Genomic DNA, 13,959 nt, shown 5'->3' on the forward strand with positions numbered 1-13,959 from the left:
GTTATGGAGGTGGACATGGATATACGCAGATTCCGAATTTTTCAGGCAGTGGCTCAGGAAAAAAGCTTCACAAAAGCAGCACAGAAGCTGTATATGACGCAGCCTGCCGTATCCAAAGCAATTCATGAGCTGGAGGAAGAACTGCAGCTTCCTTTATTTGAACGGTTTCCAAAGAAGACGATTATGACGCCGGTTGGTGAACAGTTTCTCCAGCAGGTACAGCAGCTGCTGCAGCTATATGACAGCATGAAACAGGATGCTGCTTTGTTACAGGAAGCCTCCATATTACAAATCGGCTCCAGTATTACGATTGCCAATGAGCTGCTTTGTCCGCTGATGAAGCAGTTGCAACAGGCTTACCCGAAGCTGCAAATCCGTGTCACAGTAGCAAGTACCTCAGCGATTCTGGAACAGCTGCAGCAGCATGCGATTGATATTGCGTTTCTGGAGGGTGTCATACAGCAGGATTCTCTAATTGTCCAGCCGCTTTCCTTCTACCAGCTCAAGGCAGTCTGCAGTCCGGATTTTCTTGTCCATCATACGGTAGACAAGCTGAATACCCTGGCAGAGCTTCCTCTTCTCTTACGGGAAAAAGGAAGTGCAATCCGCGAAACCTTTGACAGCTTTATGCTATTGCACGATCTATGTCCGCAAGCCGCTTGGACATCGACCAATTCCACAGTTTTGATGAAGGGGGCGCAGGAGGGCTTTGGAATCGCCATATTGCCGGAGCGAATGGTAAGAAAAAAACTGAAGCAGGGAGAATTATGTGAAATCCAATTGCCGCAGCTAAAGCTTATGAATGTCAATCATATTGTCTATAAGAAGCATAAGCATCTCAATGCCCCTATGCGTGAGCTGTTGAAGCTAGCAGAAAAACAGGAAGCTTATCAATATCATTAAGTTAAGAGGATGAAAACAAACAGGATGCGGTTTTATTTTATCTCATTCTGATAGGATTAAGAGTATTCTGAAAAAAATGCATGACAAAAAGAAGATTTTTCAAGCAATTTATAAACTTTTGAGTTATAATTATATCGTATTAAGAAAAGCGGTAGTTGAAACATACTAGCGTTTGTGATTTCATAAGCCTCTTACATTTTCGATTTTGGCGGATTGGTAAGATATCTTGTGAAATGAGATTTTCAAGATCAGGCGGGTGACCGCCTTTTCTTTTATAATGCTGGATAAAATAGCGACAATGATGTATCGCCATTTTTTTGTTTATCGCATAAGAATACTTTTTTTCTTACCCTTTCCCTTTGGCTTTTTATTTATTATATGATGAGCCATAATAAAAGATATATTATACAGTATCATCCTTGCCCAAATCTCCTGTTGGATGCTTTCTCGTTTTTTCGCATGAACAGCACACAGATCCGCTGAAAATTTAAGGTCACGGAACGATAATTCTATACCCCATCGAGTATTGTATATTTCTTTTATTTCATCCTTACTAAATTCATCCCGGCTTAAATTTGTGATGATGGATTCATATTCTTCACTACCATCCAGCTTAAATCGAACTACACGGAAATGAAGTACATACTCAGGATTATGTTCATCAATAAAATCAAACGTAGATGTAGTAGATAAGAAACGATATTTCTCTGGTTGAGATTTTATATCTTTGGTCTGTTTTCTTGTCAATGTGATATGTAAATCCAAATCAAATTCTTCATCTGGCAGATTGAATTTTCTTAAAAGACTGGAAATCGAGTGTATATCTTTCACACGTATCAGGAAGGACTTACCCGACTGTATGATATGTGCCATAGTATTCCAGGTTGCATAATTTCTATCTGCGATAAAAATAGCATTATCATCGTGAAAACGTTCAACTATTTTCCACATGGCTTCGACCTCGTTCTTACTATGAATCCCTTGAACGATCGTATCTAAATAACGATGGTTTAAAACATCATAGCTGACATTAAGATGAAAAGCAGATAGAAATTTTCCTTTCGATGCACTTTTATGTAACGTATCGGGATCACTAAAATCAAGTGGTATTTGCATTTCAGACCCATCGACCGCAATAAGATGATAGCCCTTATATAAATTATCAGGTGGAAATGCTTTATTCAGTTCATTCAAAATATATTGAAAAACACGTGAAGAAATTTTAGAACGTGCCTGGACAAGTGCAGAGGCAGTTGGGGTGTTATTTGAGTAATGGAAAAAATCAAGTAGTTCTTCCCGGATAGGCTTACCCGCCATTGATAAGATGAATGAAACAGTATCTTTAAAAGATAGCTTTCTAGATTTACGAGTGAAATCAGAACTTTCATGTGTGACAAAATGTTGATCATATTTCAAACGATCCGCCTTATTTAAAATCTTATCCAAAGAATTGAAAAGTGTTTTATGGATAGAGATCATACCACAATCCCCTCAATTCTTTTATCAGATATGAAGGTAGAACAAGCATTGAAATTATTACTAAGGATCATATAAGATCACCTCCTACACCTTACAAAAGCGCGAAGTGTAACGGAGCGCACGATTTTTCTGATTTTGTCAAGCCTAAATAAAAAAGACACCTATACTTTTTGTATAAATGTCTCTCATCTATTTTTCTTTAACTTAATGACATTGGGAAGCTTATATGTAAATTTTACAATATAATACCTGATTGTCATTTAGACATACTTCCTTTCATCAATGATGGTTTTCCATTTTCCGGCAATAAAAGCTCGATTATTTAGAAACCTCTATATCAAAAGCAAAAGGACTGCATAATCAGTCCCTTTGTACGTACATTCTTGCCTGTTTCCCACAATGCGCCAGTCCTATTTTTATCACCTTCTGCATAGGATAGCCATATTGCTTTTCTGTAATCTGGATACATGCCTGATGTGCTAAATCCTGTAAACCTTTGCTTACATCCTTCGTATATTTTAATTCAATGATGATGGATGGATCTTCTGCATTCCTGTTTTTTAAACAAATATCGAATCTTCCCTCTCCCTGTTCCCGATTACTGATAATCTCATAACGGTTATCTAAACGTATGAGCATTCCCAGTAACAGCGTTTGATATGAATTTTCATTAATTAAATCGAAATAGCTCATTGTTTTCATCAGTATTTTCTGATAACCGTCTAAAAATGCATCCCAATTCTGTTGAAGGAATTTATCTAGTAAAATATCCAGACTATTCTCGTCTATATGAAGATAATGTGCTGTAAGCGAACTAAATTCGCTTACAATTTCTTTATTTGGTATCCGTAGTATATATTTCCCCAATAGTGGATCAACAACTTTTTCCACTGTTAAATAACCGGCATTCACAAATAATCCCCACAGACTGCTTGTTTCTCTGATTTCAAAAAAGGAAGTTTCAAAATTAACGAGAGTATTCACAGTTTCTGTTCTTATCAGCTCTTCATATCCATCTTTGAAAGATGCCTCGCAGTCCTGCATCGCTGATTTTATCATTTTGTTTGAACTGGTATTCACCCAGTAAGGGATAAGCTCCCCACGATTGACATAATTAATAATCGACCAGGGATTGTAAATATCAATTCCTCCCATATTGTAGCCATCATACATCTGTCGCACTGCATCGTCATATACAAAACCATAGGCTTCCAGCAGTTCCTTAACCTCTTGTTTCGTAAAACCAAAATATTCAGCATATTCTCGATCCTTAACGGTACATACAAGCGGATTATTCAAATCAGAGAAAATATTCTCTTTCGCAACCCGCTGAATACCTGTGAGCATGGCATACTGCAAATCATTGCTTGTTTTCAATGAAGTGTGCAGCATGGATGCAAGTCCACCACGTAATTCATCATAAAAACCAAGAGCATGCGCTTCGATAAACGGTGTATCATACTCATCGATAAACAGCATAACCTTTTTTCCATAATACTGATGGCACTTTAACATCAGAAAGCTAATGGCATTTGTTAATTTATCTAAACTGACATTTTCCTCCTCCATCAGTCCTGTGGATATCCGCTCAAGCTTTACCCTCTCAAATGTCCTTAATTCCTCATAGACATGTGCATACGTGTCATATGCCGTCATTAGCTGGCTTTTGATCTGATAAATAATGTTCTCCTTTGAACCTTTCGCATCCGCAAATGTTAGAAAAATCGTAGGATACCTATTTATTTCATCCGCTGTAGATGTATGCATGACAGCAGTATCTTTGAATATCTCTCTGGAGTCTTTCGTAATATCAAAAAACTCCGCAAGCATACTCATATTGATTGTTTTTCCAAAGCGCCTAGGCCTTGTGATTAACGTAACCTCACTGCCCCGATCCATATATTCCTTTATCATAAGGCTTTTATCTACAACATAATAGTTTTCATCCTTCAGCTTTTTATAATCCTTTAGCCCGATTGGAATCCTCTTCATAACATCACCTGCCATTTTCTTTATTATACCATAGAAATATCAAATCCAGTCCTTCACAGCATGAAAACATAAGGAATCACAGAAATCATCCTTTGTAGGATTCAGCCTACATAATTAAAAATATCAATAGCGTATCCTCTACATCTATTGATATTTTTATTCATAATCATCTTTTGTATAGAACTTATTTTGTGACAAACAATTTATCATTTATAACATGTAGGAAATAGAATCTCTTTTTATCCAGCATATCTAAAAATCGCCACTGCAATTCTTAAAAATGCAGTACAGATAACACAACCATCACGGCGACGACCATAAGTATCAGAATGCGATAGATTGCTTTTTTCATGAATTCCACCTCTATTTCGCTATTTTCACCTTAGTCCAGTAATCAGAAATCAGCTTCTTCGTCTTTTCATTATATTCAAAGATCTCGTCCTTCGGATACCCGACACGCGGCATATACGCATTGTTTCCATAAAATTCGCCATCCTTGCCGCTCAGCTCATCCAATACCTCGCCATTGCTTGAAGCATAGCCGACAAACAATGAATTTTTCATACTCTGCTCATATTCCAGAACAAAGTTGATATATTCATTTGCCAGCTTCGGATTTTTGGCATCCTTTGGAATTACCATGGCATCACTCCACAGATTGGTTCCTTCCTTCGGCATGAAATATTCCATATCCTCATTCTCTGACAGTATGAAGGCTGCATCACCGCTGTATACCAGGGCCAAATCCTTATTGCCGTTGATCATCGCATCGATGACCTCATCTGTCACGATTTCCGGATCCATCGTGGATACGGCTTTCACCAGCCACTCATAGGCCGCATGCAGCTCCTTTTCGCTGGAGGTATTCATGGAATAGCCCAGTGCCTTAAGAGCCATCATGAAGCTGTCGCGTTCCGAATCATACAGATACAGTCTTCCCTTGTATTTTGTATCCTGGAAAATATTGAAGCCCTCTTTTTCCAGATCGGCTTTTGCCACGTTGTTTTTATTATAGACAATACCGACCGTACCCCAGAAATACGGTGCGGAATACGTGTTATCAGGGTCATAGGACAGTCCCTTGACACCGTCTGCCAGCACTGCCAGATTCGTAACAACACCTTTATCCAGCGGCTGCAGCTTTTCTTCCTTGATCAGACGCTCAATCATATAATCACTCGGTACGAGAACATCATAGCTTTCGCCCCCCTGCAGCTTGGTATACATCAGCTCATTGGAATCAAAGGTATCGTAAATCACCTTTACCCCATACTGCTTTTCAAAAGCCGCATTGACATCCGGATCCATATATTCTCCCCAGTTGTACACCTTCAGCGTATCGCTGCCATATTTCGCAATGGCATCCTCTGTCGAGGTGCTGCCGACACCGCCCTTTAAAGCGAATAAAAGTCCTCCAATCACCAGTACAAAGCACATACCGACAATGCCGCTGACCTTATAGGAAATCGGCTTATTGTTGCGGGCTGCCTTCTCACGCACCAAAGGAACAATGTTCACAATGAGCAGCGTAATGGTAATCATAATGACAATCAGTGTGGATAAGGAGTTGATGCTCGGATTGATCCGCTTACTCATCGTCCAAACCAGTGTGGAAATATTTTTCACTCCGTTGCCGGTCACAAAATATGAGATAATGAAATCATCAAAGGACATCGTAAAGGCAATGAGCGCACCGGATACCACTCCCGGCATGATCTGTGGAACAATGACCTTCCACATTGCCTGCGTCGGTCTTGCGCCCAGATCCATAGCCGCCTCTGCCAGGTTGGGATCCAGCCCGCGAAGCTTCGGCATGACACTTAAGATCACATACGGCGTACAAAATGCGATATGTGCCAGCAGCATGGTCAAAAAGCCCTTTTCCATATGCAGGGACACATAAAACAGCATCAGTCCCACCGCAGTAACGATTTCCGGATTCATGATAGGAAGATCGTTGATCTGCTGTACAACCTCCCGCACGATACGGCGCGATTTGCTCAGCCCGATGGCGGTAATCGTTCCGACAATCGTGGATACAAACGTCGCCACCACCGCGGTAACCAGTGTATAATAGATGGCCTCCATCATATTGCGGTCATTGAACATCTTGTGATACCACTGCAGGGAGAAGCCGTCAAAGCTTGTCAGGGAGCGGCTGCCGTTGAAGGAAAAAATCAACATATATAATATTGGAAAGTAGAAGAACACCATCACACAGCCGAGGATGAGTCTTCTGGAAAGCTTGCTGTTTTTCATTGCACATTCCCTCCCCGTTTTGCACGGACGCTGTCATCTCCCTTATCCAGACGCCGTGTTACATACATACTGATCATGATAATCACTGCCATGATCATGGAAATGGCACTTCCGAAATTCCACTCACCTACCGTAATAAACTGATTTTCAATGACATTTCCAATCATCATGTAGCCGCCGCCACCCATCAGCTTGGGAATGACAAAGCTGGACACTGATGGCAGAAACACAAGCGTAATCCCGGATATCACACCGGGCAGTGATAAGGGAAAGGTGATCTTACGAAACCGTTCCACGCGGTTTGCGCCAAGATCATTTGCCGCATCCAGCAGCGAGCGGTCCATTTTCGCCAGTGAGGATTCAATCTGCAGAATCATAAACGGTATAAAGTTGTATACCATTCCAAGCACCACGGCACCATCCGTATACAGCAGCTTCGCAGGCTCCATACCGAAGTAGGTCAGAATGTGATTGATCAGCCCGTTATCTGCCAGAATACCAATCCATGCGTACGTACGCACCAGCATGTTGATCCACATCGGCAATGTAACAAGCAGAATCAGAAGATTGCGCTTGCTGGACTGGGATATTGCATATGCTACCGGATACCCGATCAGCACACACAATACCGTTGTCATTAAGGCAATCCTGAGGGAAAGCCACAGCGTTTTTAAGAAATCAGGGTCTGTAAAGAATTTTTTGAAATGCTCCAGTGTAAACTGCAGCGTTGCCACATCATTTCCCTGCTTCGTAAAGGCATATACGATAATCAGAAGCATGGGAATAACGATCATGGCAGTAATCCATATGATATACGGATATGTTAATCGCTTAAAGGTCTTCATATCAGTATCCCATCTTGCTCATGACATGGATATCCTCCGGATAGAAGCTCAGACCCACTTCGGCTCCTTCCTCGGCAATATCCGTTGTATGAACCTTAAATTCCCTACCCTGTGTGGAGAAGGTTACCTGATAGGTTCCCGCAGTAATATTATCCGGATCAAAATCATAATCCACATCGGAAATTTCCACATCGCTTTCATCACTCAGCTTCCAGCTCTGTGCATTTGCCCAGGTTTTCAAATCGGTATCAATGGCTGCACTCTCCTTCAGCTCGTCCACGGTTTTAAAGAAATTGAAGGCGGAAATCGCTTCGTTCGCCTTTGGATTCTCCACGTATTTCTGCTGCACCACAAACACCTTGATGGATACACTCGTTCCGGAGCTTGTGGAGAAGGTAACCGGATACGTACCGATCTCCTCCGGTATATCATATTCAATTTTATTGATGGAAATATACTCATCATCCTGCGGGCTCCATGCCTGTGCATCCGCACGGGCGATGATTTCCGCATCGTTGAGCTCCTTCACATCCTCGATATCCACATAGAAGTCATTGGCGGAAATACGCTCTTTGGCATCACTGCTGGAAACGTCGTGCTCCTCCGTTACATTCATCATGACACTAACAGTGGTTCCCGGAACGGTTTCCACCATGATTTCATAATGCACACCCTTAAACAGCACACTTTTCACGATACCTGTCATTTTGCCGTCCTCTTCCTTCACGATATCCAAATCCTCCGGACGTATGACGACATCCACCTTTTCGTTTTTCTTAAAGCCGAAATCCACGCAGTCAAAGCTGATATCATCAAACATCACCTTGTAATCATCCAGCATGACGCCCGGTATGATATTGCTTTCCCCGATAAAATTCGCAACATAGCGGTTCTCCGGCTCATTGTAAATATCCGTCGGTGTTCCTACCTGCTGTATTTCGCCATCCTTCATGACCACGATTTTATCCGACATCGTCAAGGCCTCTTCCTGATCATGGGTTACATAGATAAAGGTGATGCCAACCTCCTGCTGAATCTTCTTCAGCTCGTACTGCATTTCCTTACGCAGCTTCAGATCCAGTGCACCAAGCGGCTCATCCAGAAGCAGCACCTTCGGTTCATTCACCAGAGCACGCGCAATTGCGATACGCTGCTGCTGTCCCCCAGATAACAAGGTGACATCCTTTTTCTCATAGCCCTCAAGACCGATCAGCTTCAGCATCTTCAGCACCTTCTGCTCAATGACATCCTTACTCATCTTCTTGATTTTCAAGCCGAACGCAATATTGTCATATACATTCATATGCGGAAACAGTGCGTATTTCTGAAATACCGTATTCAGCTCCCGTTTATAAGGAGGCACATCCGTGATATCCTCCCCGTCGAAAATCACATGCCCCTCGCTTTGATTCAGAAATCCCCCGAGAATTCGCAAAAGTGTTGTTTTCCCGCATCCGCTGGGTCCCAGCAGTGTCACAAATTCATTCTCATAAATATCGAGATTGATTCCCTTCAGCACCAGTGTACCGTCAAAGTCCTTTACGATATTCTGAAACTGTATCAGCTTTTTCTCTTCCATTGCTTACGCCTCCTTAAAACAGCGGCGGTGTGGTGATCCACAATACCCGCGCCTCATTCTTTCCGTTGTTTTTCAAATAATGCCGGTATTTCCCGTTAATATAAAAGGTTTCCCCCTTTTTTACAGGATATTCCTTATCGCCGTTCACCAGCGTGATCCTGCCCTCCAGCACGTAGCCGAATTCCTCCCCGTCATGCGGGTCAAATTCCTTGCTGCTGCCCTGTGGGGACAGCTCCAGCAAAATCGGCTCCATTTCATTTTTCTGCGCATTCGGTACGATCCAGTGGATACAATACTCCTCATGCTCATCCACGAAATAATCCTCCTTTTTAAAGACGACCTTGTTCTCCTTGCTGTCTTTAAAAAAAGACGCCAGGTCGGTACCCAGCGCCTCTAAAATATCCTCCAGAGTGGAAACGGAAGGGGAGGTAAGGTTACGTTCAACCTGCGATAAAAAGCCCTTCGTTAATTCACTCCGCGACGCGAGTTCCTCCAAAGTAAGATTGTTCTGTGTTCGCAACTGCCTTATCTTCTGCCCGATATCCATACATACCTCCCTTTGTTTAGTAATACTAAACTTTCCGTATGATATTTGAAACAGGATGATTATATCATAAAACCGGACATATGCAATACCCTGTATGAAAAAAGTTTAATATTTTAAACTTTTTGTTTAATAGAATAACAAAACCAAAAAGTTTCCATTGGTAAACAGGAAAAATTCCGGTTTAATCACATATTTTCACATAATTTACATATCTTTTAACTATATCTTTTTATTATAGTAACTGTGGGCAAAGATATTCTTCGCCTAGATAGAAAATAACTCCCCTAATTATTTTCTATACATTCTATCCCCTTAATAATTTATTGTATTAAGAAAAAAGGCGTATCCCTAGCGCCTTTTTTCTTGTTTCAGCCTTTGCATAAAGGCATATTGCCATTCTATTCATCACAAGCTATGCGGCATTCTCTATACGAAAAGACCGCATTTTGATACAGCAGACATATCCTCCCCCATACAAACACATAATTCATATGCAAAGGGGGATCACCTGCTATGTTAATCGCTTACATCCTAAAAACATGTATCATGCTTATGCAAATATAAACTTTTCATTAACTTGGATTTTTCTGCCGCTATGAGCTTTACAAACACGGTGCCTTCCCTCTATAATGTTACTGTTGCCGCCTGTAAAGAAAGATACCTAGGCAGTATTTTTGCGGCATGCCACCAATGGGTGGCTTTTTTTATCTCATGAAGAAAGAGTTGAGCATCCTGCTTTACATGCAGGGCAAAGGCACTGTACGGATACTTCACCATAAGGGAAACTGCATAAGCAATTCGTCCTGAAGCTGTCTGAATTCCTTCTCAGTGAGCATACCGCTGTTTCTTCTAGCCTCCAGAATGCGGCGCTCATACTGCATAACCTCCTCATCCAGAAGCTTTTGGTCATTGGCATATTTCCCAAACCGGCAGACCCTCGCATATTCCTGTCGATGTGCCTTCCAGATTTTTGAGCGATACATGGGATCCCCCTCCCACAGTCTGCTTTGAAACCGATACCGTTTTTTTTCCATGAAATCCGGAAATGACAGATAAGCCATACAATCACCTCAATGCTAGTATAGACTATATTGTTACATAATATATGTCACAATAAAAAAACTGCAGAGCTTTATGCATTCTGCAGCGTTTCAGCATCGGATTCTGATGCTACCTCCACCCGTTCGATATAGCCCTCCTGTATCAGAATCTCCTCCATATGATAATCCATCATGATACCGATACCGACATCCATCATTTTTCGCAGACACTTCAAAAGCATTGCTCCGCGGTTTGTCAGCGCATATTCAATCATGGTCGGCTTTTTATGAACATGGACAATCCGGGAAACAAGTCCCAGGGCAATCAGCTCATCCAGTTGCTCCATGATTTCTTTTTTCAGCATGGAAGGGATGGCTTTACACAGCTCCTCCAGCCGTTTTTTGCGTTTTTCCATTTCCCAAAGCACCAATGCCTTTTCCCGCTCCTGCGCGATATCCACACTCAGGGTCAGCGGGTCTTTATATGCAGTTACCTTCATCATCAACACCTCTTGCGTACATCCTATCAGAAACATGCAGTTTGTGCAACAATGCCTCTGCAACTTGACACTTTTTAGGAAAAAACGGCTTTACATACAAAAAATGGAAAAAGCCGGTTAAGGGGTTCCGGCTTTTCCAAAAATTATGTTATTTAAGGGGATAGAAAATTGTATGAATTATCATTAGGGAGAATGATGAGTACATACAAGCAAGGTTAACTTCCCTGCTCGTGTAATAGTATATGATATTTATTTGGATAAAAAATGTTTGAAATACGTGAAAATATGTGAAGCATTTTACTAGGAATTAGACAGCAGCTTCTGCTTTGTCATCTCCAGAAATTCCTCCAGATATTCCCGGTTCAGAGAATAGTACAGGCGGTTGTTTTCCTTGCGGAATTTAATGAATCCGGCATTCATCAAAGCCTGCATATGATAGCTGATGGTTGGGGTTGTGAGCTGCAGCTCCTTGGCAATCTGCGCCCCATAGGCACATTGCCGGGATACATAGCACAAAATTTCAAACTTGCTTTTATCACTGAGCAGCTTCAGACTGGTGCAGATGGTATCCACAGACATGCCCGCCTTCTTATATTTCAGAAGAGACAGTATATCCAGCCCCCAGATGAGGGTTGCCTTTCCATGCTCATTCAGATCCTGTGTCAGAAAGGACAGGGAACGAAAACCCGAAAAGGCTGGCAGGATCAACAGCTCCTCGGATTTGAACAGAACCTCGTCCAGCTTCATGCCGGTAAGCTCACTCAGTTCTTTCAGCAGTTCCTCATGATTCTCTATCATATCCTCAAACTGCCTTGCTGCCTCAGCATATTCCTTCTGATACCGGTCCAGCACTGCAAGCAGCTTAATAAAAAGCTCCTCCCATCGATCCAGTACGGCCGTCATATCCTGTGCCTTCATCAACAGCTCCCATTTATCCTCAGCTGATAGTGAGGTGGCATTGAGATCCTGCAGAAGAACCGCATCCTCCACATTTTTATAATCCTTATCTTCATCGAAATTGCTGATATACGCACGGATCAGACAGAGGCGGTCTTTCTCGCAGACCCTGCGCAGCCTCTGCAGCTGCAGCTTCCAGTCTGTTTCCTCCATATCCAGATAACTGATGAAAAAGCTGCGAAAAGGAGTGACTTTCCCGTTTTTCTTATCTTCAAACAAAAGTGACAAATCTTTATAGTCCTGCAGAAATACAGCATCCACCTCGGAACGAATATCGGTCAAAACGTCGATATGAGACTGGATACGTTTCTCCTCCTCAATCGGCAGATGCTCTCCCCGCAAGGTCTCCTCATAGCGTTCCTTTCTGAGGCAGTCCTCCAGTAGCTCACAGCATTCCAGCATAGGCTGAAAATGGTTTTTAAACAGGATTTTCACTCTCGCCAACTCCTTTACATTACAGATTTTTCAACTGTTTCAGGAATATCATACCAGTAAACACCACGAAAGTAAACAAAGCAAAGGATGCGAAAATTACAGGGAGAGACACATACAGACAGACAACGCTCATTGCAAAGGAGGTCAGCGGAGTAGCAATGGTTGCCGAAGCATTAAAGATGGCACTGACTCTGGCTAGATAGCACTGCTCCACATGCTTCATAAAGGATATCGTAACGATGTTCATCAGAATAGCGATACAGAACCCGAACAGGAAGGCAGCTACTGCCATTGTGCAATAAATCACCACGGTACCCTGCAGATGTGCAATCTGCGTCAGCGCCAGATAATAAAATCCGGTGGAAACACCGCCAGTTAACAGCAGCGGCCGGTTGCGCATATGCTTGTGCAGATACGGATATACGAAGGATCCGATGCCCATACCGACGGAAAGAGCCAAAGAGGATACGGATAATAAATCCGCCCCCTGATGCAGAATTCCGCTGATATAAGGAGCCTGAAAGGAATTATACGGTACCAGAAGCATATTCATCAGCATTGCACAGGCGCAGATGACGATTAACAGCGGCATGCCCTTTACATAACGAAAGCCTTCCTTCAACAGGTATATACTTTTGTGGATATCCACTTCTGCTTTCTCTGTTATTTCCTTGCTGTGAATACAGCAGATGATGAGTGCAGAGAGGAAGAAGGAGGCCACATCAAACAGAATTGCACCCGACAGTCCGATTGCCGCAATCAGGATACCGCCCATCCCTGTACCGATGAGTTCACAGATTCGGGATGAGGATTGAGAAAAGGAAAGACCGAAATCATAATATTCACGTTCAAGAATCAGTGGCGTAAAGGCTGTGGATGCCGGATTGCGAAAGGATTCCAGTGTGTTGTTCAAAAACGTGATCAGCAGCAGCATCCACGGCTGCAGAGCTGACAGCATATACAATACGGCAATGCCTGCTGTAAGGATTCCCCGTAAAATGTCACAAGCAATCATGATGTTCTTTTTCTCCATACGCTCCACGATCGCTCCTGCGAAGGGCTGAACGAGCACATTTGGTATCATATTCACACCCAGCATAATCGCAGACCAGCTTGCGGAGCCTGTGAGTTCAAATATCAGCCAGGTGAATGCAATCATATCGATGGAGTCACCAAACCGGTTGATAAAATTCGCTCCCGTCATTTTCATAAACTCTCTCTGTTTGAAAATCTGTCGATAACCTTGTTCCATATATATCTATCTCCTTTATTAGATGAATATATAATACAATATAGATAGATAATTGTCAATCAGTATATTAGACATACATCTAATATATAAATATTTACAAGGATGCTCTGCAACAACCAGACTTGCAGATAAACCATATACATATGCGGTATCCGGATGTAGATGCACTAG

Annotated in this window: 10 protein-coding genes and 1 pseudogene; 1 reads left to right on the top strand and 10 read right to left on the bottom strand. The window is 42.2% G+C overall.

Annotated features, from left to right (window positions below; genetic code table 11):
- Positions 1–15: 15 nt before the first annotated feature.
- Positions 16–903: a LysR family transcriptional regulator gene (locus ACG3M1_RS14985; protein ID WP_008817648.1), complete on the top strand. Its 888-nt coding sequence runs from the start codon at positions 16–18 to the stop codon at positions 901–903.
- A gap of 321 nt (positions 904–1,224) precedes the next feature.
- Here ACG3M1_RS14985 and ACG3M1_RS14990 read toward each other — a convergent pair whose 3' ends face one another.
- The 10 genes and pseudogenes from ACG3M1_RS14990 to ACG3M1_RS15035 all read right to left on the bottom strand — a co-directional run bounded on the left by ACG3M1_RS14990 (position 1,225) and on the right by ACG3M1_RS15035 (position 13,788).
- Positions 1,225–2,382 (bottom strand): IS4 family transposase, encoded by a 1,158-nt coding sequence (locus tag ACG3M1_RS14990; protein WP_247230695.1) that lies wholly within the window; start codon positions 2,380–2,382, stop codon positions 1,225–1,227.
- Positions 2,383–2,742: 360 nt separating this feature from the next.
- On the bottom strand, positions 2,743–4,374 hold the full coding sequence (locus tag ACG3M1_RS14995; protein ID WP_008817650.1) for an AAA family ATPase: 1,632 nt from the start codon (positions 4,372–4,374) through the stop codon (positions 2,743–2,745).
- Between the two features lie 363 nt (positions 4,375–4,737).
- The gene (locus ACG3M1_RS15000; RefSeq protein WP_008817651.1) at positions 4,738–6,633 is read right to left on the bottom strand and encodes an extracellular solute-binding protein; all 1,896 of its coding nucleotides are present in this window, start codon (positions 6,631–6,633) and stop codon (positions 4,738–4,740) included.
- Entirely contained in the window at positions 6,630–7,478 is an 849-nt protein-coding gene (locus ACG3M1_RS15005; protein ID WP_002610062.1) for an ABC transporter permease, read from the bottom strand. The genes ACG3M1_RS15000 and ACG3M1_RS15005 overlap by 4 nt, the downstream gene beginning before the upstream one ends.
- Before the next feature lie 511 nt (positions 7,479–7,989).
- A pseudogene (locus ACG3M1_RS15010) lies at positions 7,990–9,057 on the bottom strand (ABC transporter ATP-binding protein); the annotation flags it as partial.
- Positions 9,058–9,070: 13 nt separating this feature from the next.
- A complete protein-coding gene (locus tag ACG3M1_RS15015) occupies positions 9,071–9,604 on the bottom strand; it encodes a helix-turn-helix domain-containing protein (RefSeq protein ID WP_002610059.1) in 534 nt (177 codons plus the stop codon).
- Between the two features lie 770 nt (positions 9,605–10,374).
- Positions 10,375–10,665, bottom strand: coding sequence for a hypothetical protein (locus ACG3M1_RS15020; RefSeq protein ID WP_008817652.1), 291 nt, complete (start codon positions 10,663–10,665; stop codon positions 10,375–10,377).
- A gap of 71 nt (positions 10,666–10,736) precedes the next feature.
- Positions 10,737–11,147 (bottom strand): winged helix-turn-helix transcriptional regulator, encoded by a 411-nt coding sequence (locus ACG3M1_RS15025; protein WP_002610057.1) that lies wholly within the window; start codon positions 11,145–11,147, stop codon positions 10,737–10,739.
- A 297-nt stretch (positions 11,148–11,444) separates the two neighbouring features.
- On the bottom strand, positions 11,445–12,536 hold the full coding sequence (locus tag ACG3M1_RS15030) for an ArsR/SmtB family transcription factor (protein ID WP_008817653.1): 1,092 nt from the start codon (positions 12,534–12,536) through the stop codon (positions 11,445–11,447).
- 19 nt (positions 12,537–12,555) lie between these two features.
- Positions 12,556–13,788 (bottom strand): MFS transporter, encoded by a 1,233-nt coding sequence (locus ACG3M1_RS15035; protein WP_002610055.1) that lies wholly within the window; start codon positions 13,786–13,788, stop codon positions 12,556–12,558.
- Between the last annotated feature and the right edge of the window lie 171 nt (positions 13,789–13,959).

The sequence above is a fragment of the Clostridium sp. 10cd* genome (assembly GCF_044336395.1).
Classification (GTDB): domain Bacteria; phylum Bacillota_I; class Bacilli_A; order Erysipelotrichales; family Erysipelotrichaceae; genus Clostridium_AQ; species Clostridium_AQ innocuum.

Excerpts from the sequence above, each read along its gene's own strand:
- ACG3M1_RS14985 (WP_008817648.1), top strand. The coding sequence starts at position 16 with ATGGATATACGCAGATTCCGAATTTTTCAGGCAGTGGCTCAGGAAAAA.
- ACG3M1_RS14990 (WP_247230695.1), bottom strand. The coding sequence starts at position 2,382 with ATGATCTCTATCCATAAAACACTTTTCAATTCTTTGGATAAGATTTTA.
- ACG3M1_RS14995 (WP_008817650.1), bottom strand. The coding sequence starts at position 4,374 with ATGAAGAGGATTCCAATCGGGCTAAAGGATTATAAAAAGCTGAAGGAT.
- ACG3M1_RS15000 (WP_008817651.1), bottom strand. The coding sequence starts at position 6,633 with ATGAAAAACAGCAAGCTTTCCAGAAGACTCATCCTCGGCTGTGTGATG.
- ACG3M1_RS15005 (WP_002610062.1), bottom strand. The coding sequence starts at position 7,478 with ATGAAGACCTTTAAGCGATTAACATATCCGTATATCATATGGATTACT.
- ACG3M1_RS15015 (WP_002610059.1), bottom strand. The coding sequence starts at position 9,604 with ATGGATATCGGGCAGAAGATAAGGCAGTTGCGAACACAGAACAATCTT.
- ACG3M1_RS15020 (WP_008817652.1), bottom strand. The coding sequence starts at position 10,665 with ATGGCTTATCTGTCATTTCCGGATTTCATGGAAAAAAAACGGTATCGG.
- ACG3M1_RS15025 (WP_002610057.1), bottom strand. The coding sequence starts at position 11,147 with ATGATGAAGGTAACTGCATATAAAGACCCGCTGACCCTGAGTGTGGAT.
- ACG3M1_RS15035 (WP_002610055.1), bottom strand. The coding sequence starts at position 13,788 with ATGGAACAAGGTTATCGACAGATTTTCAAACAGAGAGAGTTTATGAAA.